Annotated in this window: 18 protein-coding genes and 1 tRNA gene; 7 read left to right on the forward strand and 12 right to left on the reverse strand. The window is 35.2% G+C overall.

The features are described from left to right. Nucleotides 1-149 precede the first annotated feature (149 nt). Nucleotides 150-551, forward strand: a complete 402-nt coding sequence (locus tag ES674_RS01130) for an SPOR domain-containing protein (protein ID WP_170233938.1) — start codon at nucleotides 150-152, stop codon at nucleotides 549-551. Nucleotides 552-603: 52 nt separating this feature from the next. Here the strand turns inward: ES674_RS01130 and ES674_RS01135 are convergent, their stop codons facing one another. The 5 genes from ES674_RS01135 to rimP form a co-directional block, all read right to left on the reverse strand. Further along, complete coding sequence (locus ES674_RS01135) at nucleotides 604-1,284, reverse strand: T9SS type A sorting domain-containing protein (RefSeq protein ID WP_170233939.1); 681 nt, start codon at nucleotides 1,282-1,284, stop codon at nucleotides 604-606. A 7-nt stretch (nucleotides 1,285-1,291) separates the two neighbouring features. After that, entirely contained in the window at nucleotides 1,292-1,876 is a 585-nt protein-coding gene (locus ES674_RS01140) for a phage tail protein (RefSeq protein WP_148402154.1), read from the reverse strand. A gap of 116 nt (nucleotides 1,877-1,992) precedes the next feature. Continuing rightward, nucleotides 1,993-4,881, reverse strand: a complete 2,889-nt coding sequence (gene infB, locus ES674_RS01145) for a translation initiation factor IF-2 (RefSeq protein ID WP_148402155.1) — start codon at nucleotides 4,879-4,881, stop codon at nucleotides 1,993-1,995. 29 nt (nucleotides 4,882-4,910) lie between these two features. Further along, the gene (nusA, locus tag ES674_RS01150; protein ID WP_148402156.1) at nucleotides 4,911-6,143 is read right to left on the reverse strand and encodes a transcription termination factor NusA; all 1,233 of its coding nucleotides are present in this window, start codon (nucleotides 6,141-6,143) and stop codon (nucleotides 4,911-4,913) included. 12 nt (nucleotides 6,144-6,155) lie between these two features. Continuing rightward, nucleotides 6,156-6,617: a ribosome assembly cofactor RimP gene (rimP, locus tag ES674_RS01155; protein WP_148403604.1), complete on the reverse strand. Its 462-nt coding sequence runs from the start codon at nucleotides 6,615-6,617 to the stop codon at nucleotides 6,156-6,158. A gap of 169 nt (nucleotides 6,618-6,786) precedes the next feature. Here rimP and ES674_RS01160 point away from each other — a divergent pair, with 169 nt between their 5' ends. Beyond that, nucleotides 6,787-7,611 (forward strand): universal stress protein, encoded by an 825-nt coding sequence (locus ES674_RS01160; protein ID WP_148402157.1) that lies wholly within the window; start codon nucleotides 6,787-6,789, stop codon nucleotides 7,609-7,611. Nucleotides 7,612-7,759: 148 nt separating this feature from the next. Here the strand turns inward: ES674_RS01160 and ES674_RS01165 are convergent. Then, nucleotides 7,760-7,832, reverse strand: a tRNA-Gln gene (locus ES674_RS01165). Between the two features lie 150 nt (nucleotides 7,833-7,982). On the opposite strand from ES674_RS01165, the gene ES674_RS01170 reads away from it, so the two are divergent. Together ES674_RS01170 and ES674_RS01175 are read left to right on the forward strand one after the other, a co-directional pair. Then, the gene (locus ES674_RS01170) at nucleotides 7,983-11,351 is read left to right on the forward strand and encodes a protein O-mannosyl-transferase family (RefSeq protein WP_148402158.1); all 3,369 of its coding nucleotides are present in this window, start codon (nucleotides 7,983-7,985) and stop codon (nucleotides 11,349-11,351) included. A 5-nt stretch (nucleotides 11,352-11,356) separates the two neighbouring features. Beyond that, a complete protein-coding gene (locus ES674_RS01175; RefSeq protein WP_148402159.1) occupies nucleotides 11,357-12,025 on the forward strand; it encodes a polysaccharide deacetylase family protein in 669 nt (222 codons plus the stop codon). Here the strand turns inward: ES674_RS01175 and ES674_RS01180 are convergent. The 6 genes from ES674_RS01180 to ES674_RS01205 form a co-directional block, all read right to left on the reverse strand. Further along, nucleotides 12,022-12,318, reverse strand: coding sequence for a thioredoxin family protein (locus tag ES674_RS01180; protein WP_148402160.1), 297 nt, complete (start codon nucleotides 12,316-12,318; stop codon nucleotides 12,022-12,024). The two genes, ES674_RS01175 and ES674_RS01180, sit on opposite strands and share 4 nt — an antisense overlap. A gap of 97 nt (nucleotides 12,319-12,415) precedes the next feature. Beyond that, the gene (locus tag ES674_RS01185; RefSeq protein WP_148402161.1) at nucleotides 12,416-13,651 is read right to left on the reverse strand and encodes a metallophosphoesterase; all 1,236 of its coding nucleotides are present in this window, start codon (nucleotides 13,649-13,651) and stop codon (nucleotides 12,416-12,418) included. 66 nt (nucleotides 13,652-13,717) lie between these two features. Next, a complete protein-coding gene (locus ES674_RS01190) occupies nucleotides 13,718-16,180 on the reverse strand; it encodes a beta-mannosidase (RefSeq protein WP_148402162.1) in 2,463 nt (820 codons plus the stop codon). Further along, the gene (locus tag ES674_RS01195; RefSeq protein ID WP_148402163.1) at nucleotides 16,180-17,376 is read right to left on the reverse strand and encodes a PNGase F N-terminal domain-containing protein; all 1,197 of its coding nucleotides are present in this window, start codon (nucleotides 17,374-17,376) and stop codon (nucleotides 16,180-16,182) included. The genes ES674_RS01190 and ES674_RS01195 overlap by 1 nt, the downstream gene beginning before the upstream one ends. Further along, nucleotides 17,373-18,077, reverse strand: coding sequence for a copper homeostasis protein CutC (locus tag ES674_RS01200; protein WP_148402164.1), 705 nt, complete (start codon nucleotides 18,075-18,077; stop codon nucleotides 17,373-17,375). The genes ES674_RS01195 and ES674_RS01200 overlap by 4 nt, the downstream gene beginning before the upstream one ends. Before the next feature lies 1 nt (nucleotide 18,078). Beyond that, nucleotides 18,079-20,349: a family 20 glycosylhydrolase gene (locus ES674_RS01205; RefSeq protein ID WP_148402165.1), complete on the reverse strand. Its 2,271-nt coding sequence runs from the start codon at nucleotides 20,347-20,349 to the stop codon at nucleotides 18,079-18,081. A gap of 114 nt (nucleotides 20,350-20,463) precedes the next feature. Here ES674_RS01205 and ES674_RS01210 point away from each other — a divergent pair, with 114 nt between their 5' ends. The 3 genes from ES674_RS01210 (at nucleotide 20,464) to ES674_RS01220 (ending at nucleotide 25,866) form a co-directional block, all read left to right on the forward strand. Further along, nucleotides 20,464-23,415, forward strand: coding sequence for a GH92 family glycosyl hydrolase (locus tag ES674_RS01210; protein ID WP_148402166.1), 2,952 nt, complete (start codon nucleotides 20,464-20,466; stop codon nucleotides 23,413-23,415). A 79-nt stretch (nucleotides 23,416-23,494) separates the two neighbouring features. Beyond that, a complete protein-coding gene (locus ES674_RS01215) occupies nucleotides 23,495-24,811 on the forward strand; it encodes a sugar MFS transporter (RefSeq protein ID WP_148402167.1) in 1,317 nt (438 codons plus the stop codon). Between the two features lie 50 nt (nucleotides 24,812-24,861). After that, nucleotides 24,862-25,866, forward strand: coding sequence for an isoaspartyl peptidase/L-asparaginase family protein (locus ES674_RS01220; protein WP_148402168.1), 1,005 nt, complete (start codon nucleotides 24,862-24,864; stop codon nucleotides 25,864-25,866). Nucleotides 25,867-25,963: the final 97 nt, after the last annotated feature.

A 25,963-nucleotide genomic window follows, 5' to 3' on the forward strand; every position in this document is an offset into this window, starting at 1 on the left:
ACTACATCTCTTAAAGTAAAGCTATTTACCCTTATTTTTTTAAACTGGCATGAAAATAGCTTTCACATGATCCTTAAGTACCAATCTATATTAAAAAACAAAGTACTTTAATTTATAATCTTTTACTTTTGCATCAAATACTATTAAAAATGACATTATTGAACACATATTCCAAAGCCATACTAACGTTGAGCCTCTCTTTTAGTATTAATTTCTTTTATGGACAACAAGGTGTTGTTACTATTAATCAAGCACCAGAATTGAAGGCTTTATTAGCCATTAAAAAAGAAATGAATGTTTCTGATAGCGATTCTGATCGTTATAAAATTCAAATTTACTCGGGCGATCGTTCAGGTGCAGAACGTGCCAAAGCTAGTTTTGATGCGAGTTATGAAAAGATTCCTTCTCTATTAGTTTATGAAACGCCAAACTATAAAGTATGGGCCGGAAACTTTAGAAGTCGTTTAGAAGCCGATAGAGCATTGCTAAAAATAAAAAAAGAGTTTAGTGATTCCTTCCGATTTAAACCAAAAAGAAAAGAAAGAAAATAGGTTAAATACCCAATCATTCAAATAATAAAAGAGCGCCCTTTGGCGCTCTTTTTTATTCAATAATTATTTTTTTTATTACTTCCCGGTTTTCAATTTCAAATTTAACAAAGTAGAGTCCTGCATTAATATTTGAAACATCTATTTCAGTACTATTACTTGTATTAAGCACTAATTTACCAAGAACATCGTACAGTACCACATTGTTTATATGGATATTGGGATGGGTAATATGTAGCTTGTTTTTTACTGGATTAGGATATATACTAATTTGATTCCCTATTTGAAAATTACTTATTCCTAAAGTTGTGTCTTGAACATCTCCTGTTAAACTAGTAATTGCACCACACAGAGATTGCGTAACTAAAATTTCTTCAACCCATGTACCTAAAATTAAACTTGGTGGATTTGGAGAGGAAGCTTCTGTATTATAATACAAAACGTAGGTATTTAAAAAAGTACCATCTCCATCATCTGCTAAAATTTCCCAACGACTGCTAATCTGATTCCAAGCAATATGAAATTCACAATTCCCAATTCCACCACATGGCGAATTTTCGTCTACAGGATTTGTTTCAAAAGTGTTCCTTCCTGTTGCATCTAATGCTTTTTGATTAAATGTATAGTTTTGGTTTTCTATTAATGGATGGCATGCATTAAGCGTTATTGTTTGTGCTAATAAGTTAGTGCCAACAAAAATAAAACCTATTATTAAAACAAGATTTATATTTTTCATAATAAATCTAGTTTCTTTGTGGAAAGAGACCACTAACGCAGATAACATATCTAAGTGTAACATAAGGTTGCATGTTATTTACAGCAGTACCATTTCCTGTATTACCTACCATTGCAGGATTCATTGTAGTTGTTGTGCCTGTCGTAGCATATTCTTGATCCAGTAATTTGGTTCCTGCAGGAAAGTTATTTGTAGGTGAAGAACTATCACCATCTTCAGTCACTGCGTTTACTGTATGATTGTGAGCTGGTAAATTAGCAACCTCTAAAGTAGTGATTGGATAACCTGCACTACTTCCTTGGATATAGCTTGGTAATCCTGGCCCATTTCCTTGACCAATTGGCACTCGCCCTCTTAAATCTGGTAATCTAAATGTTGTCATTCCATCGCCACCATATTGAGTCCCTAATAAAGAAAACAATGCATTGTGCAGATTAATTTGCAAAAGACGTCCATCGCATTCCATCCAATAACGTTGTTCAAAATTGATTGCGGTAATTTTTATATCTCCCAAATATGCTTCTTGTGAATTTGCCGTTTTACTAAAACTTAAGCATAGCAATAAAGATAAAATGGTAATTGTTTTTTTCATGATTTAATTTTTAAAAATTGTTAATACCTTCAAATATATGATAATAAGCATATGAAAAGATTTTTAAAACAAAAAAAGCGACCAATTGGTCGCTTTTTTTTGATATACTATGAAATTTATTTTAATTTCTTCTTAACTTCTACTTCATGGTAAGCTTCTATAATATCGCCTTCTTTAAGGTCGTTGTAGTTTTTAATTTGCATACCACAATCGTAACCTTTAGCAACTTCTTTAGCATCATCTTTAAATCGTTTTAATGATGATAATTCACCTGTGTAAATCACCACGTTTTCACGAATTAAACGAATACTAGAGTTTCTGAATATTTTACCTGTTAATACCATACAACCAGCAATACTTCCAATTTTAGAAACTTTAAAGATTTCTCTAATTTCAGCAGTACCAGTAATCTCTTCTTTAAGTTCTGGAGATAACATACCTTCCATAGCATCTTTAAGATCGTTTATAGCATCATATATAATAGAATACATACGGATATCAATTTCTTCCTTATCTGCAATGCTTCTAGCATTACCCATTGGACGAACGTTAAATCCTATAATAATAGCATCAGATGCCGAGGCAAGCAACACATCACTTTCCGTAATTGGTCCAACACCTTTATGTATAATATTAACTTGAATTTCTTCAGTTGATAATTTCTGGAACGAATCCGTTAAGGCTTCTACAGAACCATCCACATCCCCTTTAAGGATTATGTTTAATTCTTGGAAATCACCTAATGCAATACGACGACCAATTTCATCTAAAGTAATATGACGTTGTGTTCTAACCGACTGTTCACGTTGTAACTGTGTACGTTTTGTAGCAATTTGTCGTGCTTCACGCTCATCATCGAAGACATTAAATTTGTCACCCGCTTGTGGTGCTCCATCTAAACCTAATATAGATACTGGCGTTGATGGACCGGCTACTTTAACCTCCTGTCCACGCTCATCTTGCATGGCTTTAATTTTACCGCTATTTCTACCAGCTAATACATAATCTCCTATTTTCAGAGTTCCTGATTGGACTAAAATAGTTGATACATAACCACGACCTTTGTCAAGGAATGCCTCAACAACGGTTCCAGCAGCACGTTTATTTGGATTCGCTTTTAGCTCTAATAATTCAGCTTCAAGCAATACTTTTTCTAATAATTCTTTAACACCTGTTCCTTGTTTTGCTGAAATATCTTGAGACTGAATTTTCCCACCCCAATCTTCAACTAAAAGGTTCATACTAGCAAGTCTTTCTTTAATCTTTTCAGGATTTGCTGTTGGTCTATCTATTTTGTTAATGGCAAAAATAATTGGCACACCCGCTGCTTGCGCATGGGAAATAGCTTCTTTAGTTTGTGGCATAATATCATCATCCGCTGCAATTACAATAATAGCGATATCCGTTACTTGGGCTCCACGAGCACGCATGGCTGTAAAGGCCTCGTGACCAGGCGTATCCAAAAATGCAATTTTTTGACCATTATCTAATTGAACACCGTAGGCGCCAATATGTTGTGTAATTCCACCTGATTCACCAGCAATAACATTTTCTTTACGAATATTATCTAATAAAGATGTTTTACCGTGATCCACATGTCCCATTACGGTAACAATTGGCGCACGCTCTACTAAATCTTCTGGTTTGTCTTCTATAACCTCTATAGCTTCTTCAATACCAGCAGTAATAAATTCAACTTCAAAGCCAAACTCATCTGCAACAATAGTTAAGGTTTCTGCATCTAGACGCTGATTCATGGTAACCATTAAACCCAATGACATACATGTAGAAATAATTTGGGTTACTTGAACATCCATCATAGTTGCCACCTCACTAACGGTAACAAATTCCGTTACTTTTAGAATTTTACTATCTGCAGCTGCAGCTTGTAAATCCTTCTCGGTTTGATCACGATGCTGATCTCTTTTATCACGACGGTATTTAGCACCTTTCCCTTTACTTGATTTCCCTTGAAGTTTCTCTAAAGTTTCACGTACTTGTTTTTGTACATCTTCTTCACTAGGTTCTTCTTTTACTAAAGTACGACGTCCTTTTCCGACGGCAGGTTTACCTTTAAAGCGTTCGTTGCCACCTCTAGCAGCTGTTCCTGGAGTTGTTGTAGTAGTTCCTGGCGCACCAACTTTACTAATACGACGACGCTTCTTTTTAGGATCTGACGCTTTTTCAACAACTTTCTTCTTCGGCTTTTTAAATTGAGATAAGTCAATTTTTTCACCAGCAATTTTTGGACCCGTAAGTTTTTGGTATTGCGTTTTTACCAGTTCTTCAACTGGCGCATCCGAAACCTTTAAATCTTCACCTTTAGGCGCTTGAACTTTAGATTCTTCACCTTTAGATGTTTCTTTTTTATCATCGTCAGCTTTTGGAGCTTCAGATTTCGGCGCATCAACTTTAGGAGTATCAGCTTTAGGTGTTTCCGCTTTAGGAGTTTCGACTTTTGGTTTATCGGCTGGTTTAGAAGATGGCGTGTCTTCTTGCTTCGCTTTAACTTCTGGTTTTTTACCCTCTTTAGCTGTTGGCGTTTCAGAAGATTTTGGTGCTGCTTCAACTTTCACCTCTGGAGTTGGCACAGCCGCTTCCTCTTTAGGTTTTTCAACTTTTTTCTTATCAGCATCCAAGTCGATTTTACCAACTTGCTTAGGTCCTGCTAGGGTTGACTTCGCCTTAACAACTTCAGCCTCTTTAGCTTTAGCTTTGGCTTCGCGGTCTGCCTTCTCTTGTTCCTTTGCCTCAATTTCACGCTCACGCTGCAACCTTATCGCCTCTTTCTCTTTTTGTTTAGCCTCATTAACTTCTTGAGATGCCATTTTTTTATTGGCATCTGTTTGAAACTCATTGGAAAGCACATCAAATGTTTCTTGAGAAATTTTCGTAGTTGGACGCTTCTCTATTTCGATGCCTTTAGAATCTAGATATTCTACAGCTCGATCTAAAGAAATGTTTAGCTCGCGTAATACTTTATTTAATCTAATTGTTTCAGCCATAAATCGCCTTTAATATAACCTAATATATGTTATTCTTCGAATTCTTCTCTAAGAATTCTAATTACTTCATTAATTGTTTCTTCCTCTAAATCAGTTCTTTTTACCAAGTCTTGAACGTCTTGTTCTAAGATGCTCTTCGCAGTATCCAAACCAACTTTACTAAATTCTTTAATAATCCAAGGTTCAATTTCATCACGGAATTCTGATAATTCCACATCTTCTTCTGCACCTTCTCTAAATACATCAATTTCATAACCAGTTAATTGACCAGCTAAACGGATGTTGTGACCACCACGTCCAATTGCTTTACTAACTTCTTCTGGTTTTAAAATAGCCTCTGCACGTTTGTTTTCTTCATCAATTTTAATAGATGTAACACGCGCTGGACTTAATGCTCTTGTAATATATAATTGTAAGTTACTAGTATAATTAATAACGTCAATGTTTTCATTTCCTAATTCACGAACAATACCGTGAATTCTTGAACCTTTCATACCTACACAAGCACCTACTGGATCAATTCTATCATCATAAGAATCAACAGCTACTTTTGCTTTTTCACCTGGAATACGTACAACTTTTTTAATGGTAATTAAACCATCAAAAACTTCTGGTATTTCTTGTTCAAACAATTTCTCTAAAAATACAGGTGCAGTTCTAGACATGATAATGGCTGGCTTATTACCTTTAAGCTCAACGCTTTCAATGATACCACGTACATTATCACCTTTTCTAAAGAAATCTGAAGGAATTTGTTTTTCTTTTGGAAGAATAATTTCATTCCCTTCATCATCTAATAAAATGACTGCTCTGTGACGGATATGATGAACTTCAGCTGTATAAATTTCGCCTATTAAATCTTTAAATTGCTTGTATATATTCGTGTTATCGTGTTCGTGTATTTTTGAAATTAAGTTTTGTCTTAACGCTAATATAGAACGACGTCCTAAATCGATTAATTTTACTTCTTCCGATACATCTTCACCAACCTCAAAATCCGGCTCAATTTTACGAGCAGCCGATAATGAAATTTCTTGGTTTGGCTCTTCTACTTCACCATCTGCAACAACAATTCTATTTCTCCATATTTCTAAATCCCCTTTATCAGGGTTTATAATAATATCAAAATTATCATCATCACCAAACTTCTTTTTAAGAGCGTTTCTAAAAACGTCTTCTAAAATCGCCATTAACGTTACACGATCGATTAATTTATCGTCTTTAAACTCCGAAAATGAGTCAATTAACGCAAGATTCTCCATATCTCTTTTGAATTAAAATTTTATCATAACTTTTGCTTCTATAATATCATGGTAGGCTATTTCTGCCTCTTTGTCCACAGTTACTTTTCCTTTACCAACTGGCTTAGGCTCTCTAGCTTTCCACTGTACGGTAATATGTGTATCGGTGGCATTTATAAGTTGTCCCTTTACCTGATCCTCTTTAGTACGAATATCTAAATCCCTACCAATATTTTTTTTGTATTGTCTGGCATGAACTAAAGGCGCTGTTGCACCTCCTGAAGCCACTTCCAAAGAATAATCATGCTCCTCTCTATCAATATTATGCTCGATAGCGCGACTAATAAATACGCAATCATCTACTGTTACACCACTATCACCGTCTATAATTATTGAAATGGAATTATCAGCCCCCATGGTAAAATCGATCAGAAATAAATCCTCTCGTTCCTCAAGCGCTTCATGCAATAATGTTTCTACTGTTTTTCTTAACATACGATTCGAAAAATTGGTATAAAAAGAGGGGACGTCAGGTCCCCTCATTTATTCTTTTTCTTACTACGCTGCAAAGATACAAAAAAATAATTGAAAACCATAATGAATGAAATATCAATTTTTATTCTTAAATTGAAGATTGAAACCTAACCTGATAAAAAAACCATCCATGAAAAAAATTCTTGTTCCAACAGACTTCTCAAATGAAGCAGAACAGGCTTTAAAAGTAGCCGCACAATTAGCAAAAAAACACGGTAGTGAAATTTACCTATTACATATGCTAGAGTTACCGCTGGACAAGGTTGATGCTTTCAGTCAGTATAGCGAATTACCCGAAGCCATGTTTTTTATGAAATTAGCGCATCAGAAATTCGCCAAAGCCATGAGTCAAGATTACTTAAAAGGCGTTACGATTCATGAAACTGTAGATTTTAATCAAACTTTTACCGGCATCACAAATACCTGTAAGGAAAATGGTATTGATTTAATTGTCATGGGATCCCATGGCGCTAATGGTTTTAAGGAAATGTTTATTGGATCCAACACGGAGAAAGTAGTCCGTACGGCTGAAGTTCCCGTATTGGTTATAAAAAATGATCATGTGAATTTTGATATAAACCACTTTGTATTTGCATCCGATTTCAATAAAGACAACAAAGGCACCTATCTTCAAGCCATTGAATTAGCGGAAGCTTTAGAAGCTAAAATTCATTTACTATTTGTTAATACCGCTAATAATTTTGTAACAACGGCTACTGCCAAAGCGCGTATTTTAGATTTTATTAAAGGAAGTACCTTTGAAAATTATACCATTTCCATTTACAATGATGAAACGGTAGAAAAAGGAATTTTGAACTTCTCTCATATTGTTGGCGCGGATTTAATAGGCATCAGCACACATGGCAGACAAGGAATTGCACATTTCTTTAATGGTAGTATTAGTGAAGATTTAGTAAATCATGCTAAACGGCCAGTAATTACTTTTAAAATTTAAAGATATATTCAGATTACATAAATAAAAAGCCTCCGCAAAACGGAGGCTTTTGTTTTTTCAATTAATTAAACGCCCAATTTTTAAACTGAAAAACTATTGAAAATAAAAAACCCCAACCATATTAATGATTAGGATTTCTACTTACTTGTTGGCCCACTAGGGCTCGAACCTAGACTCTTCGGTACCAAAAACCGACGTGTTGCCAGTTACACCATGGGCCAATCTCGTATTGAGGATGCAAATTTAATACAATTATTAATGTGGGCAAACATTTTCTGAAAAAAAATATATTTAAATACTTAACGTTTCCTTAAAAGCATGACGAATTTGATAATTATTGTTAAATTCGCCCTATCTAAAAATTGCATTACATGACAAATTTGAGTTTTAAAAAGTGGAACACCATACTAGGATGGTTCGCTTTTTTAGTCGCCTTCATCACATTCGGACTAACCGTTGAACCAACCGTAAGCTTTTGGGATGCAGGTGAATACATTTTAACGTCTGCCAAGTTACAAGTTGGCCATCCACCAGGAGCGCCACTTTTTCAAATGTTTGGAGCCTTCTTTTCCATGTTTGCTTTGGAGCCTTCACACATTGGTTTTATGTTAAATATGATGAGTGCCGTTGCAAGTGCTTTTACTATTTTATTTATGTTTTTTACCATCACACTTTTATTACAAAAGTTAATTGGTGAACCTGAAACTCTAAATAAAACGCAAAAAATCGCGATTTTAGGTAGTGCTTTAGTAGGAAGTTTAGCGTTTACCTTCACTGATTCGTTTTGGTTTAACGCTGTGGAAACGGAAGTTTATGCCATGGCAACTTTAATTATGTCCGTTTTATTTTGGCTTGGTTTACGTTGGGAACGCGAAATGTATTTGCCACGAGGCAACAGATGGCTAATTCTTATCGCTTTTATTATAGGATTATCCTTTGGAGTGCATTTTATGGGTTTATTAACTATTCCTGCCATTGGACTTATTTACTATTTCAAACATTATAAACAAATTACAGTAGCCAATTTCATCATCGCCAATGTGGTTTCGGTTGCTATTCTATTATTTATTTTCAAATTATTAGCACCAAACATTCTACGTATTTTTAGTGCTACGGAAATTTTCTTTGTCAATTCTATAGGATTACCATTTAATTCGGGGACTATTTTTGCTGGTATCGTATTGGTAGCTCTTATTTATTTTGGTTTAAAATACACGCACAACAAAAACTACAAGCACCTTAACACAGCGCTTCTTTGTGTAACTTTTGTTATTGTTGGATTTTCTTCATGGCTTATGTTGCCTATTCGTGCCAATGCCAATGTAGTTATTAACGAAAATGATCCTAGTGATGCACGTGAACTTTTAGCATACTATAATTTGGAGCAATATCCTGAAACACATTTGTTTTATGGACCACAATTTACAGATCAATATTCTGGTTTAGACGAAAATGAGCCTTATATAGATGACAAGCCTAACTATGAAAAAGATGAGAAGACGGGCAAGTACATTATTATAAACGATTGGGAAAAAGCACGTCAGAACTATAATAGTACACATGCTTCTATTTTACCACGAATGTGGAGTGGCGAAAACGCCGAAAATTATATGATTTTTTCCGGGTATTTGGATTTTCAATTGAAACCAGAATACCAAATGGAAAATGAACTGCGCGCAGCTGTTAATAATTTTAAAAATGAAGTAGCTAATGGTATGGTTGATTTTGAGGATTATCATAAATTCTTAAAACAAAATGGCCAAATTATCGATGTTCAAAAACCATCATTGGGCAGCAATATTGCCTATATGTTTGAATACCAATTGGGCTATATGTATTGGCGCTATTTTATGTGGAATTTTGTTGGAAAACAAAATGACGTTCAAGGTAAGCTGGATAATTTCAACGGAAACTGGTTAAGTGGTATGGGTTTTATTGACGAATGGCATTTAGGTTTACCCCAAACGGATTTACCGAGTGATGTTTCAGAAAACAAAGCGCGAAACACCTATTTTTTCTTACCACTTATTCTGGGTTTAATAGGCCTATTTTTCCTCTATAATAAAGACAAGAAATTATTTTGGGTTATGCTCGTGTTCTTCCTGTTTACGGGTGTAGCAATTCAAGTATACACGAACGTGCGACCATTTGAACCGCGAGAACGGGATTATTCCGTAGTGGGTTCATTCTATGTATTTGCTATATGGATTGGTTTCGGCGTATATGCTTTAATAGAAATGTTAGGCACAAAAGTAAAATCAACACTATTAGCACCTGCTGTCAGTATTCTTTGTCTAGTTTTAGTTCCAGGGATTTTGGCTGCTAACAACTGGGATGATCACGACCGTTCAGATAAATATACAGCTCGTGCCATGGCGAAAATGTATTTAGATTCCTGTGCGGAAAATGGTATTTTATTCTCCATTGGAGACAATGACACCTTTGCTTTATGGTATATGCAGGAAATTGAAGGTTACAGAACAGACGTTCGGGTTGTAAATACCAGTTTATTCCAAACGGATTGGTACATAGACCAAATGAAGCGGAAAGCGTATGATAGTGACCCAATTCCTTCTAATTTAACACATGACCAATACCGTTCTGGCACTCGTGATTATATCATGAAGAAAACCGAGTATACAGATAGCCAGGGCAGACCTCAACGCTTATTAAGCAAAGACACCTTGGATATTAAAGATTTTATGGAATTTGTAAGTAGTGATAATCCTAAAACCAAATTTAAATACATTTTGGAAATGGAAGGTCAAGATCCAAGCTACTATCCTTTACAGTTGCAAAAATCCAATTATTTTCCTGTTGAAAATATTCGAGTTCCCGTAAACAAAGCAAATGCACTTAAATATGGCATTGTTAAGGAAAAAGACGCCGATAAAATAGAGGATTTCTTATATATGAAAATTACAGATGGTGCCATTTATAAAAACCGCCTACTAATGCTTGATATTATTTCAACAAACGATTGGAAACGCCCAATTTACTTTACAGGAGGAGCTTTTGGAAATGACGATTATATTTGGATGAAAGATTATCTGCAATTAGATGGTATGGTCTACAAGTTAGTTCCTATTAAAACGGCTGTTAATAAAGCAAACCCTTTTGATATGGGTCGTGTTGACTCTGATTTTATGTACAATAAAGTTAAAAATTGGGATTGGGGAAATAGTGGAAGTCCAGATATTTACCACGATGTAGAAACGCGTAAAAACGCCATTACCTATCGTGGAAATTTAGCCCGATTAATAGAGCAATTAATCAATGAGGAGCAACCAGAAAAAGCGGAAGAAATTGCTGATATAGCTATGGAAAATATGCCTGTGGAGTATTTTGGTTATTACACACTTTTAGAACCATATATTAGTGCCTATTACGAGGTTGGCGCCGATGAAAAAGCACAAAAACTCTTTATGGAAGTGGCTAGAAAATACCAAGAAAACTTGACGTATTACAGCAAATTAGATGAAGAAAAACAGCGCCAGGTATTCGAGCAAATATATACGGATATTGAACGCTATAAAGGTTTAGTAGATGTGGTAATAACCTATGACAAGGAATTTGCCAAAACGGAAACTAAAACCTTCTCGAATTTCTTGAATTTGTTTAGTCATTTTTATGGTGGTGATGAAAAGCCTCCAGTGCAACCAGCAATTGAAGAATCACGCGAACCTGTTGATAATGATATGCCTAAAATGGATACCATTAACTTCATTCCAGAAAAATAAATAACATGGGAATTGTTCCTGTTAAAACACCCAGTATTATAAAAAAATTACTCCCAGACTTTGTTTGGGAGTTTTTTACTTCTGAAAAGGTTTTGTTTTTAACCTTTGATGATGGTCCAACACCCGAAATCACACAATGTACTTTAGATACTTTAAAACAGTTTAATGCCAAAGCCACATTTTTCTGTATCGGCACTAATATTCAAAAGCATCCGCATATTTTTCAAAGTATTCTAAAAGATGGCCACAGAATTGGCAATCATTCCAACACCCATTTAAAAGGCTGGAAAACATCTGTAAAAGACTATGTGTTGAATGTAAATTCAGCACAAGAAATTATAAATTCTGAAATTTTAAAGGCTGAAACATCCGCTCAAAAATTGAATGCTTCACCTATATTTCGTCCACCTTACGGACAAATAAAGCCAAGTCAAGGAAAAGCCTTGAAAGCTATGGGCTACACGGTTATTACTTGGAGTATTCTGTCTTTTGATTGGGATAAAGACATTTCTGGAGAAACCTGCTATTTAAATGTCATTAAAAATTCAAAACCTGGAAACATCATTGTTTTTCACGACAGCGTTAAAGCTTCAAAAAACTTAAAACATGCGCTTCCCAAAGTGCTCGCGTATTTTACTGAAAAAGGGTATGAATTTAAAACGCTACCACTTTAAACGTATTCTTGAATAATTCCAATGAGTGTGGTGGCATCTTGTTCGCCACTATGACGCCATTTCATTTCGCCATTTTTGTAGATAAATAATGTTGGCAAACCTTTAACCCGAAGTGCTTCAGCTAATTCTTTGTTTTTATCAACATCAATTTTTATAACTTTAGCTTTGTCGCCAAGTGCTGCTGCCACATCTCGCAAAACAGCATGCATAGCTGCCGACTGATCGTTAATATCCGTGAAAAAATCTAGTAATACAGGAATGTTAACATCTATAAGTTCCCCGAATTTTGACATACAATTTCAGTTTTGGTCACATGTGCTATAACAAACCTACGTAATTTTTTTTATTTTGACTAACAATCGGATAAGTCAGATGCATCATATACTTATTTTAAACGCTTTTAACGCCCTTTTTAAGCTCGATAACTGTTATTTCCGGCCAAATCCCCACGCGCCCTGGAAAAGCGTGATAACCAAAGCCACGATTTACATTTATAGTACGACCAAATTCCTGATACAACCCTGCCCATTGCTTGTAGATATATTGTGATGGACTCCATTTAAAGAACCCTGGAATTTCAATACCCATTTGTAAACCATGTGTATGGCCGCTTAAAGTTAATTGATAATTAAAATCGTCTTCTTTTACTTGAAATTCCCAATGTGATGGATCATGAGACAGTAATATTTTGAAATCTTCTTTAGAAACCTTTTCGGATGCTTTTTGCAAATCACCAGTTTGATTAAAACCTTTACCCCAATTTTCAATACCAATTAAAGCTATTTTCTGTCCATCTTTTTCAATATAGCGATGCTCATCTAATAGCAAATCGAAGCCAATTTTTGGATGAACGTCTTTAACCGCTTGAAAGTTTTTTACTTTATCTTCTGGCGTGTCCCAATCCACATAATCACCATAATCATGATTTCCTAAAACCGAAAACTTGCCATAAGGCGCATACAAGGTTTTGAATATATCAATCCAACCGTCCATTTCATCCGCTTTATTGTTTACCAAGTCGCCAGTAAACAACATCAAATCTGTTTTTTGTTCGTTTATTAAATCAACACCATATTGAACTTTTTCTTTATTAGTAAAACTGCCTGAATGAATATCAGAAATTTGAGTGATTTTAAATCCATCAAAAGCTTCCGGTAAATCATCAAAAGTGAGTTGATATTTTAGCACTTTAAAATTATAACGACCCTGAACTATGCCATAAATAAAAGATGCAAACGGAATGGCAGCCAGACCTAAAGCAATTTTAGCAACAAAGGTCCTGCGACTTTCAAAAACGGCTGTTTCGCCTGGAGAAACCCAAGAATAACCTTTTCTAAATAGGCGAAAAACATCTTCACCAAACATAAATGCTACCAAAAATAACTTCGGAATTAAAATGGTGAGCATAAAACCAGTTGCTAACTGAAATGCATTGGTTTGTCCAGCACTTCGCGGTGTTACGTAAAGAATATATAGGAAATAGGCATAAATAACTGCAGCTACAAGTATCCAAACGGCTCGAATAACCTTACTTTTCGTAAGCGCTTTTAAAGCCTGAAAGGCATAAAATTCCACCGCAAAAATAATGACTGAAAATATAATTAAGGCAATAATCCAACGAGACATAATGTTTCTTTTTTCAAGCGCTTGCAAAGATACTGCTAAAAATATCAGGCAATTTTTAAGGTGATGTTAAAGTTGAAAATCATTTAAACTAATGATTTTCAAACTATTTAAATTTTCAGCTGAAGTTTTGAATTCAATCTGTTTGGATTCATTCGGTAGCAAATCCATGTAATTGTCGGAAAAGTGTCCGCTTTCATTACAAAATAAGAACACATCTTTTTGAAGCGTTTTTGATGCTAACGTGATTATAAAACCATCTTCAGTTTTTGTAATACTTTGTTGAATACCTTTGCAAGGCAATTTTAAATCTTTCGGTTTGGCCAAATAGAAAAGTGCTTCAGAGTTTTGAAATTTTGAAACGATTACGACTTTATTTCTGTCTATTGAAATTCGGTTTAAATCAACTGAAAATTTAATGGTACTTGAATTGGGCTCCACTTTTATGGTTTCAGAGTGTTCCCAAATCAGTTTTCCTGAAAAATCCATAATTTTTATGGAAAGCATATCCGAATAGCTTTCAAAGGCATCATTAATCAGATGTATTTTTAAAGAATCATTTTTTACTTCCGAAGAAATAAGGACGTTTTCCAAACTTCGCTTTGCTTTATAATGTAGCGCTTTCCTATTTCCGAAGAAATCAATACTTGACCAGGAAACCGACGGCCAACAATCATTTAATTGCCAAAAAAGCGTTCCCATATTATACGGTTTAGCACGACGCTGGGCTTCAATGCCTTTGGTAATTCCATAAGCTTGCAGCAACTGACTCATATAAACATATGCTTCTGGAGTATTTGGAACAGGGAAATCGCGTGCCATATACGCGTCAATTAACTCAAATCCTCTAACATGTTTTTGATGATTTTTAAAGCCTTCAGAAGAAATATCCAGCGAATCATTCTGATTAATAAAGTTAATCACCTCATAACTCGGAAAACCTTGAAAGCCAAATTCACTCATAAAACGCGGTACTTGCTCATCAAAATGTTCAAAAGGAAAACCATCATGCCAAACCCACCAATCATGTGCATCACCTTGAAATTCGAATTCCGAATTCCCACGACCAAATTTTGGAGAGGTTTCCCAATAGTCCGTGTCGGTTAAACTGGCAACGGTTTCTGGCAACATAGTGTCGAAAACCTTAAGATAATTATTCCAAATCTCTGTTTTTTCAGATTCTGGTCTGCCATCTTGCCAACCCCAACGATGCCAACCTTCCGAATTTTCATTATTTCCGCACCATAAAGCTATGGATGCATGATTTCGTAAACGCTTTACATTGTCTATGGCTTCTTGTTGAATGTTCTCTAAAAATTTCGAATCGCCAGGATACATAGCACAAGCAAACATAAAATCTTGCCAAACTAGAATGCCTTTTTCATCGCATAAATCATAAAAAATCTCATTTTCGTAAATGCCGCCGCCCCAAACGCGGAGCATATTCATATTGGCGTTAACAACATCATTTAGCAACTTATTATAATGTGAATCCGTTACCTGATTTTGCAAACTATTTTGCGGAATATAATTAGCGCCTTTTGCATAAACGGGTTTGCCATTTACTTTAAAATAGAAAGATTCACCTAAACTATCCTTCTCTGTAATTAAGTCAATAGTGCGTAATCCTTTTTTAACGGAAACAGAATCTAAAATTGTTGCTCCCTTTTTTACAAGCACTTTAATAGTGTACAAATACGGGTCGCCCAAATTATGTGGCCACCAACGCTTCGGATTTTTAATATTGAATTGAATTGCCGATTTACTATTATTTGAAACAATGGAATTTAATTCGTTATTTACAAAAATATGATAGTCTAAATCTAAAGTGTCATTTCCTTGAATATCCAAATTTACTTCCAGTTTGGATAAGGAATCCTCTAAACTCAACTGTTTAATATAGATATCCTGAATTTTCAAAGTATTCCAAGCTATTAATTTAATAGGTCGCCAAATACCTGATGTATTTAATTTTGGTCCCCAATCCCAACCATATTGAAATTGGCCCTTTCTAGTAAAAATGCGATTTCCTTCGGGGAGTGAGTAGTTCAAATTGGACTTGGCTTCTTCTTCGTATTTTGTGGTGTTTTCAAAAAGAATCTTTAGGATGTTTTCCGATTTTAATAGAGATTTAACCTCAACTGTAAATTCTCTAAAAGCATTATTCGAATTTAAAATTAAGGAATCATTTAAGTAAACCGATGCATAAGTATCCAAACCTTCAAAATTGAGTTCAATATGATTTTTCTTTAAAGTTTCCGAAGTCAGATTAAAAGTGGTTTGATAGTCCCAATCCGTTTTAGAAACCCATTGAACGTCTTTTTCATTATCACCAATAAATGGATTTGGAATTTGCTGATGATCTAATAAATCTGAAAACACATTTCCTGGAACTTTAGCTGAAAACCAGTTTAAGGAGTCACTTGCTTTAAATTCCCAATAATCATGTATCAGGAATGTTTGTGGTACATCTGATTCTTTTTGGCATCCCAAAAAAAGTAAACAAACCGCTATGTAGAAAACATGTTTCATTATTTATCATAAACCAAATAGGCCGAAACCATCCAATAATTAATTTTATCGGTTTCAATAGCTTGCGCTTCAGGAATGGAAAATGTGAAGATATGATTACCAGCAGCAATATCACCAAGCTCTATAATTTCAGGAATTACATCACTTCCGGGACACCAATTAGATCTTGAATAATCGGAAGACGCAATGCGCTCCTCAATTTCTTCACCTTTCCAAGTTGCCTTTTCCATCCAAACACCGGACGTTGGATTAAAACGTCTAAAACTCGCGCAGTCATCTCGCCATGGCACAAATTGTTTTATAATCTTCTTATCTAATGAAATAATATTCTCCTTTTCTGTAAACTCATCACCTTCAGAATGGCCACCGTGACCAGTTGTGATGTAGTAAAGTTTCGCGTTTTTTAATGTTTCTTCCACTGGAAGTTCTACTTGTAAATCGCCTTTATGGAAAGCATCATAAAATTGCTGTGCTCCAGCATATTTACTAGTGTTTACAATGGAAATTACACCTTGTTCTTTTTTGATATGCTTGGGAATTTCACTTTCATCAAATTCTAAACTAACAGAAATAGTATAGCCTTCTTTGGTCCATGTGTCTATAAAAACACCAATGTAAACCTCATTTTCTAAAACAGGTAATAGTTGCGTAATATCCTGTTCCCACTGAATATTTTCTTCCCACTTCGGAATATAAACCGGTTTTAAACTGGCTACACGTTCGTTATCATTAAAAAAACCAACACCAAAAGGGGTCATAAAACGTAATAATTCAATATTCGGTTGGTAAATTTGATTGTCGATTTCTTGTGAAACTATTCCAGGAAAACCGTTTTCAAATTGTTCTTTTTTTAAATTTTCACTTTCAAAATCTAATAGATTTAAATCTGCAGTTGCTGGAATAACAAATAAAGAACCCGATTTATCCCAAGGATCCCCATTAGATGTCAAGGTCATTTTTATAGTTACTTTTGGTTGATTTTTATAAATCGGCAACATGACTTTTTTCAATAAAACGCGACCAGCATCCAAACGAATAATAGAATCATTTAACTGAATACTATCATTTTTAAAACCCATATCAAAATACAAATTGGTATCTTTAAATATAGTAATTTGCTTATCACCAATTGGTTTTACAGGCTCTTTACACGCTGCAACTAATAGAAAAACTAAAAAAGTGTAGACTAGTTTCATTTTTGAATTTGGTTTAAGATCTGTTTAATCGTTTCTTCACAAGAAACAGTTTGAGGCGTATTGCCAAAATATACGTGGTTATTTTTTATTGAAACCACTTTGGAAGCGGAAGCGTGAATTTCTTTTAATCCTGCAGCTTTAAACTTTGAAGCATTTTTTGGATTAATACCTGAACCGGCGAGAATTGTTAAACTATCGCCCGCTTTTTCTTGTAGCTTGATTAGCAGATCCAAACCTTTTTCTGCAGAAGATTCTAGACCAGAAGTCAGAATTCTTTTCACACCTAAATTTATTAGTTGTTGAAAAGCCTCAAATGGATTTGATACACAATCAAAAGCGCGATGAAACGTAAACGGCAATGGATTAGCTAAAGCTATTAATTCCTGTGTTCGTTTTAAATCGATGGTATTGTCGGCATTTAAAACACCCGAAACAATTCCTGCAACACCTAAATTTTTACAGATTTCAATGTCGTGTTTTATAATTTCAAATTGCGCTTGGGTATACGTAAAATTTCCAGATCGTGGTCTTATTAATACAAAAACTGGGATTGATAGGTGTTCAATAACCTGTTTAATCAGTCCATAACTGGGCGTAATGCCACCCACTGCTAATTCACTACAAAGCTCAATACGATGCGCACCTGCTTTTTCGGCATTTATAGCCGATTGGTAAGAGTTGGCACAAATTTCTAATCGCATATTACTGTATTACTATTTCATCAATAAAAGTCCAAGCAGCATTCCCAGCACCCTGTTTTCCATCTGGAATAATACCTCGTTCTGAAATTCGCAATATTATAAAACGCGTTTTAACATTTTTTTCTAAAGCAACAGATGCTAATAAGCCTTCCGTTTCAGGAATAAAAACCTCTATAATTTCATCATTATCAAATTCAATTTCAATCATTTTTGGCGCATAAATCCACTGACCATTTCCATTATGAAAACGCGTAGAAATAGATGTGATTTCGGTTTCCACACCTAAATCTATAGTAATTTCTACATCTTCACCCCAAAATCCCAACCATTCTTTATCGCCGTAGCGGTAATCGCTTCCAGACATTCCATTAATCAAACCATTACTTCCGCTTCCCATATAAGCGTGATGCGGCTGCACATTTAAAGTAATTTTATGACCAATTGCTTTATGCCAATTAATAGTCTGCGAGAAGGTTTCACCTAGTATTTTATCATCTTTAAAAACAGCTGCTTTTATCGTTTCACTTTTAGAAATAGGAATCCCAGTTTTGTAAATTTTCGATGTGATGGTAGGTTCCGAACCATCCAAAGTATAATGTATATTTTTCCCTGCAATGGCTGTTCCCATTTCGTAAAAAACTTGATCTCGATTGGTAACTAATTTGCCTTCTATTTCATATAAATGATTGGCGTAATTAATATCTAAAGCATCCATTCTTTTATGAAAATTCTCCACTCGTAACACAAAATCTTTATAATCCTTACGGTCAGACATAGACCAAACGGCCTCACTTAAAGCTAGTATTCTTGGAAAAACCATATATTCTACTTGCTTTGAATTCGGCATATATTCCGTCCAAACATTGCCCTGCGCTCCCAATACATATTTAGATTGTTCTGATGTTAATTCTTTAGGAATAGGATTGAAACTATACACTTTTTCTAAAGGTAGAAAGCCTCCAATGGCTAGAGGTTCATCTTTATTTTCAGACTGATAGTGATCAAAATACGCATGAGAACCCGGCGTTAAAATAACGTTATGACCTAGTTTGGCGGCTTCAATAGCGCCCTCAAATCCACGCCATGACATAACAGTAGCATTTGGCGCAAGTCCACCTTCCAAAATTTCATCCCAGCCTATAATTTGCCTGCCTTTACTATTTATGTATTTCTCAATTCTAGTAATAAAATAACTTTGCAATCCGTTTTCATCAATTAAATCTTCTTTATCAATTAACGCTTGACAATGTTCACAATTTTTCCATCTGGTTTTAGGTGCTTCATCACCACCAATATGAATATAGGTGCTTGGAAATAATTCTAGAACCTCATCAAAAACATCTTCTAAAAAAGCGAAGGTTTCCTCTTTAGGACAATAAATATCCTCAAAAACACCACCTTTTGTAGCTACTTCCACTTGATTGCCTGTACAGCCCAATTCAGGATATGCAGAAATGGCAGCTTGGGAATGTCCTGGTAATTCAATTTCTGGAATAACGGTTATATAGCGCGCGCCAGCATAAGCAACAATGTCTTTAATTTCTTCTTGGGTATAATAACCACCGTAACGTTTGCCATCAAATTCTTGAGGTTGGGTATTATAATGACCAATTAATGTTTCATTTCTATATGCCGCAATTTCTTGCAGTTTTGGATATTTTTTAATTTCAATGCGCCATCCTTGATCATCTGTTAAATGCCAATGAAATGTATTCATTTTCAGCATGGCTATGGCATCAATATATTTCTTAATAAATTCCACTGGAAACATATGTCGCGATACATCTAAATGCATCCCACGATACTCAAATTTTGGTTCATCTTCAATCTTAACATTTTGAACCGCTATACCTTGACCAGAAAAAGATTTATTTTCAAGTTCTACAGGTAATAACTGGCGTAAACTTTGAACAGCCAGAAAAGCACCTTGGCCCGTATTTGCTAGAATAATAATCCCGTTATCTGAGACCTGCAATTTATAACCTTCCTTATTGCTAATAGTTTCATCTTTCCTGAAAACAATATCCTCTCCTGATTTCAATTCAAAAGAAGTTCCTGATTCTACATAATTTTTTAGGAAATTTCCTGCAATAGAAAATTCATCCTCAAAACTTAAAGTCGTTTCATTTGTAATTTGGAAATAACCGTTCTGAATTGTCTGACTTAATGGAATTGGAATTATATGCGGCGTTATCGGTTCTACTAATTTTTTAGAACAACTGAAAAAAACAGTCATAAAAACTACACTAATGAGGGATGTCTTAAATTGCATTTTTAGTATATTAGAAGTCTTAAAACTACTAATCTATTTAATGAAAAATCACTTTAAGTTGATAATAATTTAAAGGACTTGTTAATTAAACATGATTTAAGCGTAAAAACCATAATGAGACACTCCCGAATTCATCAAAATATTATTTTATCAGTATCCTTTCTTCTTTTACTTTTCGCTTGCAATAAAATTGAAGAAAAACCGATCAAGTCAGCCAAAAACTACAGTAATCTAACTAGCTACGTTAATCCTTTTATTGGAACTGGCGGTCATGGTCATACGTATCCCGGCGCCACCATGCCGTTTGGAATGATGCAATTATCACCCGACACCCGATTAGATGGTTGGGATGGCTGTTCAGGCTATCATTATTCTGATGAATACATCTACGGATTTTCGCACACCCATTTAAGCGGAACGGGCGTTTCTGATTATGGTGATATTTTACTGATGCCAACCAACGAAGTTGTTTTTAATAATGGTGCTGATGGCAAAAAAGGCTATCGCGCGCATTTTTCTCATGACAATGAATTGGCGGAACCGGGTTACTATAAGGTGAAATTAGATTCCACAAATATTGACGTAGAATTAACCGTTTCTCAGCGTAGCGGAATCCATAAATATCATTTTCCAAAAAATTCTAAACAGATTGTGATTTTAGATTTAGAACATCGTGACGAAGTTTTAGGGTCCAATGCAACCGTATATTCCAATACGGAGGTTGGTGGTTTTAGAAATTCAAAAGCGTGGGCAACCAACCAAATGTTATTTTATAATATTCAGTTTTCGCGTCCTTTTAAAAACATGGTATTTTTAAATGACACCGCTGAAGGCAAAAAAGTAATGGCAGCTTTTGAATTTGAAGAGAATGATAGTCAAACTCTGGATGTGAAAATTGGAATTTCAGCTGTTGATGAAGCCGGTGCCAAAGCAAATTTACAAGCAGAAATTGGCAATAAAACGTTTGAAGCCGTTAAAACAGAAGCTCAAAAAGTATGGGAATTGCAATTGAATAAAATTGAAGTAGAAAGTGATAATATAGATTATAAAACGAATTTTTATACCGCCATGTATCACACCATGATAGCGCCAAACATCTATCAAGATGTGGACGGCCGTTACCGCGGCATGGATTTAGAAATTCACCAAACAACGGATTTCGATTATTATACGGTGTTTTCACTTTGGGATACGTATCGCGCTACTCACCCACTTTACACGATTATTGAGCAAGACAGAACCAACGATTTTATCAAAACCTTTTTAGCCAAATATGATGAAGGTGGTATAATTCCCATTTGGGATTTATCTGGAAATTACACAGGCTGTATGATTGGTTATCACGCAGTTCCTGTTATTGCCGACGCTTATTTAAAAGGCATTAAAGATTATGATGTTGAAAAAGCTTTTACGGCTATGAAACATTCCGCGACGCGAGATAAATTAGGATTAAAAAGTTATAAAGAATTTGGCTTTATTCCTGTGGAAGAAGAAAGCGAATCGGTTTCCAAAACGCTGGAATATGCTTATGATGATTGGACCATTGCACAAATGGCAAAATCTTTAGGAAAAGACGCTGATTACAAAACCTATACGGAACGCGCTCAATATTATAAAAATGTATTTGATCCAGAATCGCAATTTATGCGTGGTCGTTTCAGAAATACCTGGTTTGCACCTTTTGACCCGTATGAAGTGAATTTTAATTATACCGAAGCCAACTCTTGGCAATACAGTTTTTATGTACCACAAGATATTACAGGTTTAATGAAATTACTTGGCGGAAAAGAACAGTTGGAAGCCCGTTTGGATGCGTTATTTACGGCAGAATCAGAAACTTCGGGTCGTCAGCAAGCGGATATTTCGGGATTAATTGGTCAATATGCACATGGAAACGAACCGAGTCACCATATGGCTTATTTGTATAATTTCGTTAACAAACCTCATAAAACACAAGAGAAAATTGATAAAATTCTAACCGAATTATACACCAATACTCCAGATGGTATTTCAGGAAATGAAGACTGCGGACAAATGAGTGCTTGGTATATTTTCTCATCCATGGGATTCTATCCAGTTACACCAGGAAGCAGTGAATATATTATAGGAACACCTTTGTTTGAGAAAGCGTCGATTAATTTGGAAAGCGGAAAGCAATTTACCATTGTTGCGAATAATTTAAGCGATTCCAATATCTATGTTGAAAATGTATCATTAAATAGTGTTGATTTAAATAGAACCTACATCACGCATGATGAAATTATAAATGGAGGCACACTCGTTTTTACGATGACGAATAATCCTGCGGAATGGGGAACTAAAGTTGGACAAGAACCAAAAACGAGTATTGAGGAGCACCTTATTGTTGCTTCGCCATTTATTGCAAAAGGTGACGTGGCTTTTAAAGAAAAAACAGAAGTCGTATTAGAAAATGCCGATCCAGAAGCTGCTATTTTTTATAAATTAGATGATGCTGAATTTAAATTATATGACGCATCTTTTACCATTTCTAAACCATCCATATTAACAGTTTATTCAGAAAAAAATAAGACAAAAAGCCCTGAAATAACTACGCTGTTTTATGAAATTGACCCGAACATCTCATTAACATTGGAATCCGAATATGCCAATCAATATAATGGTGGTGGACCCATTGCGTTAATTGATGGAATTGTTGGTGCCAGAGATTTTAGAACAGGAACTTGGCAAGGTTATCAAGATAAAGATGTGGTTGCTATTGTTGATTTAGGTAGTGAAAAACCTATAAATTCCGTTACCACCAATTATTTAAGAGACCAACGCTCATGGATTTTTTATCCTACGGAAGTCATTTGTTTAGCATCTAAAGACGGTCAGAATTATGACACGATTGGCAATTATACTTTTGAAGATATTACACCAACTGAAGATGTGGATATGAAAAGCGTTACATTCAATAAAACTAACACCAATTATCGTTATGTGAAAATCATCGCCAAGAAATTAGGTGTCCTTCCAGAATGGCATTTGGGTTATCCAGATGATGGTAGAAGTTGGTTATTTATTGATGAAATTCAGATTAAATAATGAATTCCTGCGGAAACAGGAATCTAATAAATAAAATTAACTAAATACAGATTCCTGCTTTCACAGGATTAGTAAATATATGAATCACCAAAAATCCTATCGTTCCTCATTCATATTACTAACCATATTATTTTTCCTTTGGGGATTTATAACGGTTTTAGTAGATTCATTAATACCAAGATTACGTGAATTATTTACACTCACCTATTTTCAAGCTGGTTTGGTGCAATTTGCATTTTTTGGTGCGTACTTTGTATTGTCCATTCCTGCCAGTTATATTCTATCGAAAATCGGTTATAAAAAAGGCATTATATTAGGCTTACTAACCATGGCTTTGGCCTGCTTGCTTTTTTATCCTGCTGCATCTTACCGCATGTTTGGCATTTTTATGTTAGCCTATTTTATATTAGCTGCTGGAATCACGGTTTTACAAGTCGCAGCCAATCCGTTTGTGGCGGTTTTAGGTTCGGAAGATGGTGCTTCTAGCCGATTGAATTTATCACAAGCCTTCAATTCTTTAGGAACAGCTATTGCTCCTATTGTTGGTGCTTGGTTTATTTTAAGCGATACCATTAAAACTAAAGACGAAATTGCTGAATTAACAGGTGTTGCGAAAGAAACGTATTTAGTTTCCGAAGCTTCGGCTGTACAAACACCCTTTTTAGGATTGGCACTTTTTATAGTTCTTATTGCCGTTATTTTTCTATTTGCGAAGCTTCCTAAAATGATTAGTGAAGATGATACTGGAACCTATTCAGCAGCTTTAAAAAACAAAAATTTAATGTTGGGTGTTTTAGGAATCTTCTTCTACGTTGGTGCTGAAGTGGCTATTGGAAGTTATCTAGTCAACTATTTTATGGACATGAATTTAACTGAAGTCATTAAAGAAACAGGATTCATGAAATCCATTGCAGAAGGCATTCTGAATTCTGGAATCACGGAAAACGATAATAAAGCTATTGTTGGTGTCTTCGTTACTTTCTATTGGTCTGGCGCTATGATAGGTCGTTTTGCTGGTGCCTATTTAACCAAAATTATGAAACCAGGAAACGTCTTGGGCATTTTTGCAACCATTGCCATTTTGTTAATAGTAATTTCGATTAGCTCGACTGGATTAATAAGTATGTGGAGTATTCTAGCCGTCGGATTATTTAACTCCATCATGTTCCCTACTATTTTCGCATTAGCGATTGCTGGTATTGGCGATTTAAAACCAAAAGCATCGGGTTTACTTTGCATGGCCATTGTTGGTGGCGCCATTATTCCGCCACTTTTCGGGTTCCTAACAGATAATGTTGGTTTCAAATCGGCTTTATTATTTATTGTAATTTGCTATGGTTATATTTTATGGTATGGTTTTAAGAATTCAAAAAATAATGTAGAACAAATCGCCTAACAGCAAATTAGTTTTCTTTAGAAAAAATAAAAGTATTAAATCGATTGCTTATGAAACGTAGAAATTTTTTAAGAAATGCCTCGCTTACTGGTGTCGGATTAGCCGTTGGCAGCACGTTAGTTAGTTACGCTGAAATAAATTCGGAATTTGATTTAGATAACATTTCAAACAAAAAACCGGTTTTACCTATGGTAATAGCTACGTGGCATGTTGAAAATGCGACAGCCAAATCCATGGAAATATTGCTGGCTGGCGGAACGGCTTTAGACGCTGTTGAGCAAGGTTGTATGGTTGAAGAGGCTGATGTTAATAACCAATCCGTTGGAAAAGGAGGTCTTCCGGATCGTGAAGGAAACGTGACTTTGGATGCCTGTATTATGAACAAAGATGGCGATTGCGGATCCGTTGTATATTTACAAAACATCACGCATGCTGTTTCCATTGCCAGAAAAGTGATGGAAGATACGCCACACATTATGTTAGCTGGAAAAGGCGCGGAACAATATGCTATTGAATTAGGCTATAAGAAAGAGAATTTGCTGACCGAATCTTCCAAAAAAGCTTGGGAGGAATGGAAAAAAGAATCCAAATACAAACCGATTATTAATATCGAAAACCACGATACCATTGGCATGCTAGCCATTGATAAAAATGGTGATATTTCTGGCGCTTGTACCACGAGCGGTTTGTCCTATAAAATGGCTGGACGCATTGGAGATAGTCCAATTATTGGTTCTGGTTTATTTATAGATAATGAAATTGGCGGCTGCGTGGCTACTGGTTTAGGCGAAGAAGTCGTAAAAACGGTTGGTAGTTTTTTGGTTGTGGAATTGATGCGTCAAGGAAAATCTCCTCAAGAAGCGTGTGAAGAAGCAATAGGTCGTATTGTGAATAAACCCAACAGCGATTATAAAAATTTTCAAGTCGGCTATATTGCGGTCAATAAACAAGGCGAAACTGGCAGTTATTCCATTCATGAATGGTTTAGTATGACCAAGTTTCAGGATGGTGTGAATGAGCGGATTCAATCGGATTATTATTTGCGAGATAAGTAGGTTTACGTTTCTTTCAAATTCTAACGTTTTAAGCACTTCAACTGCACTCAATGTGACATGGTCATACATTCATACAAGTAGTCATTGTCATTCTGAG

The organism is Bizionia myxarmorum, assembly GCF_008086205.1.
Taxonomy (GTDB): Bacteria; Bacteroidota; Bacteroidia; order Flavobacteriales; family Flavobacteriaceae; genus Algorimicrobium; species Algorimicrobium myxarmorum.

Excerpts from the sequence above, each read along its gene's own strand:
- ES674_RS01130 (WP_170233938.1), top strand. The coding sequence starts at position 150 with ATGACATTATTGAACACATATTCCAAAGCCATACTAACGTTGAGCCTC.
- ES674_RS01135 (WP_170233939.1), bottom strand. The coding sequence starts at position 1,284 with ATGAAAAATATAAATCTTGTTTTAATAATAGGTTTTATTTTTGTTGGC.
- ES674_RS01140 (WP_148402154.1), bottom strand. The coding sequence starts at position 1,876 with ATGAAAAAAACAATTACCATTTTATCTTTATTGCTATGCTTAAGTTTT.
- infB (WP_148402155.1), bottom strand. The coding sequence starts at position 4,881 with ATGGCTGAAACAATTAGATTAAATAAAGTATTACGCGAGCTAAACATT.
- nusA (WP_148402156.1), bottom strand. The coding sequence starts at position 6,143 with ATGGAGAATCTTGCGTTAATTGACTCATTTTCGGAGTTTAAAGACGAT.
- rimP (WP_148403604.1), bottom strand. The coding sequence starts at position 6,617 with ATGTTAAGAAAAACAGTAGAAACATTATTGCATGAAGCGCTTGAGGAA.
- ES674_RS01160 (WP_148402157.1), top strand. The coding sequence starts at position 6,787 with ATGAAAAAAATTCTTGTTCCAACAGACTTCTCAAATGAAGCAGAACAG.
- ES674_RS01170 (WP_148402158.1), top strand. The coding sequence starts at position 7,983 with ATGACAAATTTGAGTTTTAAAAAGTGGAACACCATACTAGGATGGTTC.
- ES674_RS01175 (WP_148402159.1), top strand. The coding sequence starts at position 11,357 with ATGGGAATTGTTCCTGTTAAAACACCCAGTATTATAAAAAAATTACTC.
- ES674_RS01180 (WP_148402160.1), bottom strand. The coding sequence starts at position 12,318 with ATGTCAAAATTCGGGGAACTTATAGATGTTAACATTCCTGTATTACTA.
- ES674_RS01185 (WP_148402161.1), bottom strand. The coding sequence starts at position 13,651 with ATGTCTCGTTGGATTATTGCCTTAATTATATTTTCAGTCATTATTTTT.
- ES674_RS01190 (WP_148402162.1), bottom strand. The coding sequence starts at position 16,180 with ATGAAACATGTTTTCTACATAGCGGTTTGTTTACTTTTTTTGGGATGC.
- ES674_RS01195 (WP_148402163.1), bottom strand. The coding sequence starts at position 17,376 with ATGAAACTAGTCTACACTTTTTTAGTTTTTCTATTAGTTGCAGCGTGT.
- ES674_RS01200 (WP_148402164.1), bottom strand. The coding sequence starts at position 18,077 with ATGCGATTAGAAATTTGTGCCAACTCTTACCAATCGGCTATAAATGCC.
- ES674_RS01205 (WP_148402165.1), bottom strand. The coding sequence starts at position 20,349 with ATGCAATTTAAGACATCCCTCATTAGTGTAGTTTTTATGACTGTTTTT.
- ES674_RS01210 (WP_148402166.1), top strand. The coding sequence starts at position 20,464 with ATGAGACACTCCCGAATTCATCAAAATATTATTTTATCAGTATCCTTT.
- ES674_RS01215 (WP_148402167.1), top strand. The coding sequence starts at position 23,495 with ATGAATCACCAAAAATCCTATCGTTCCTCATTCATATTACTAACCATA.
- ES674_RS01220 (WP_148402168.1), top strand. The coding sequence starts at position 24,862 with ATGAAACGTAGAAATTTTTTAAGAAATGCCTCGCTTACTGGTGTCGGA.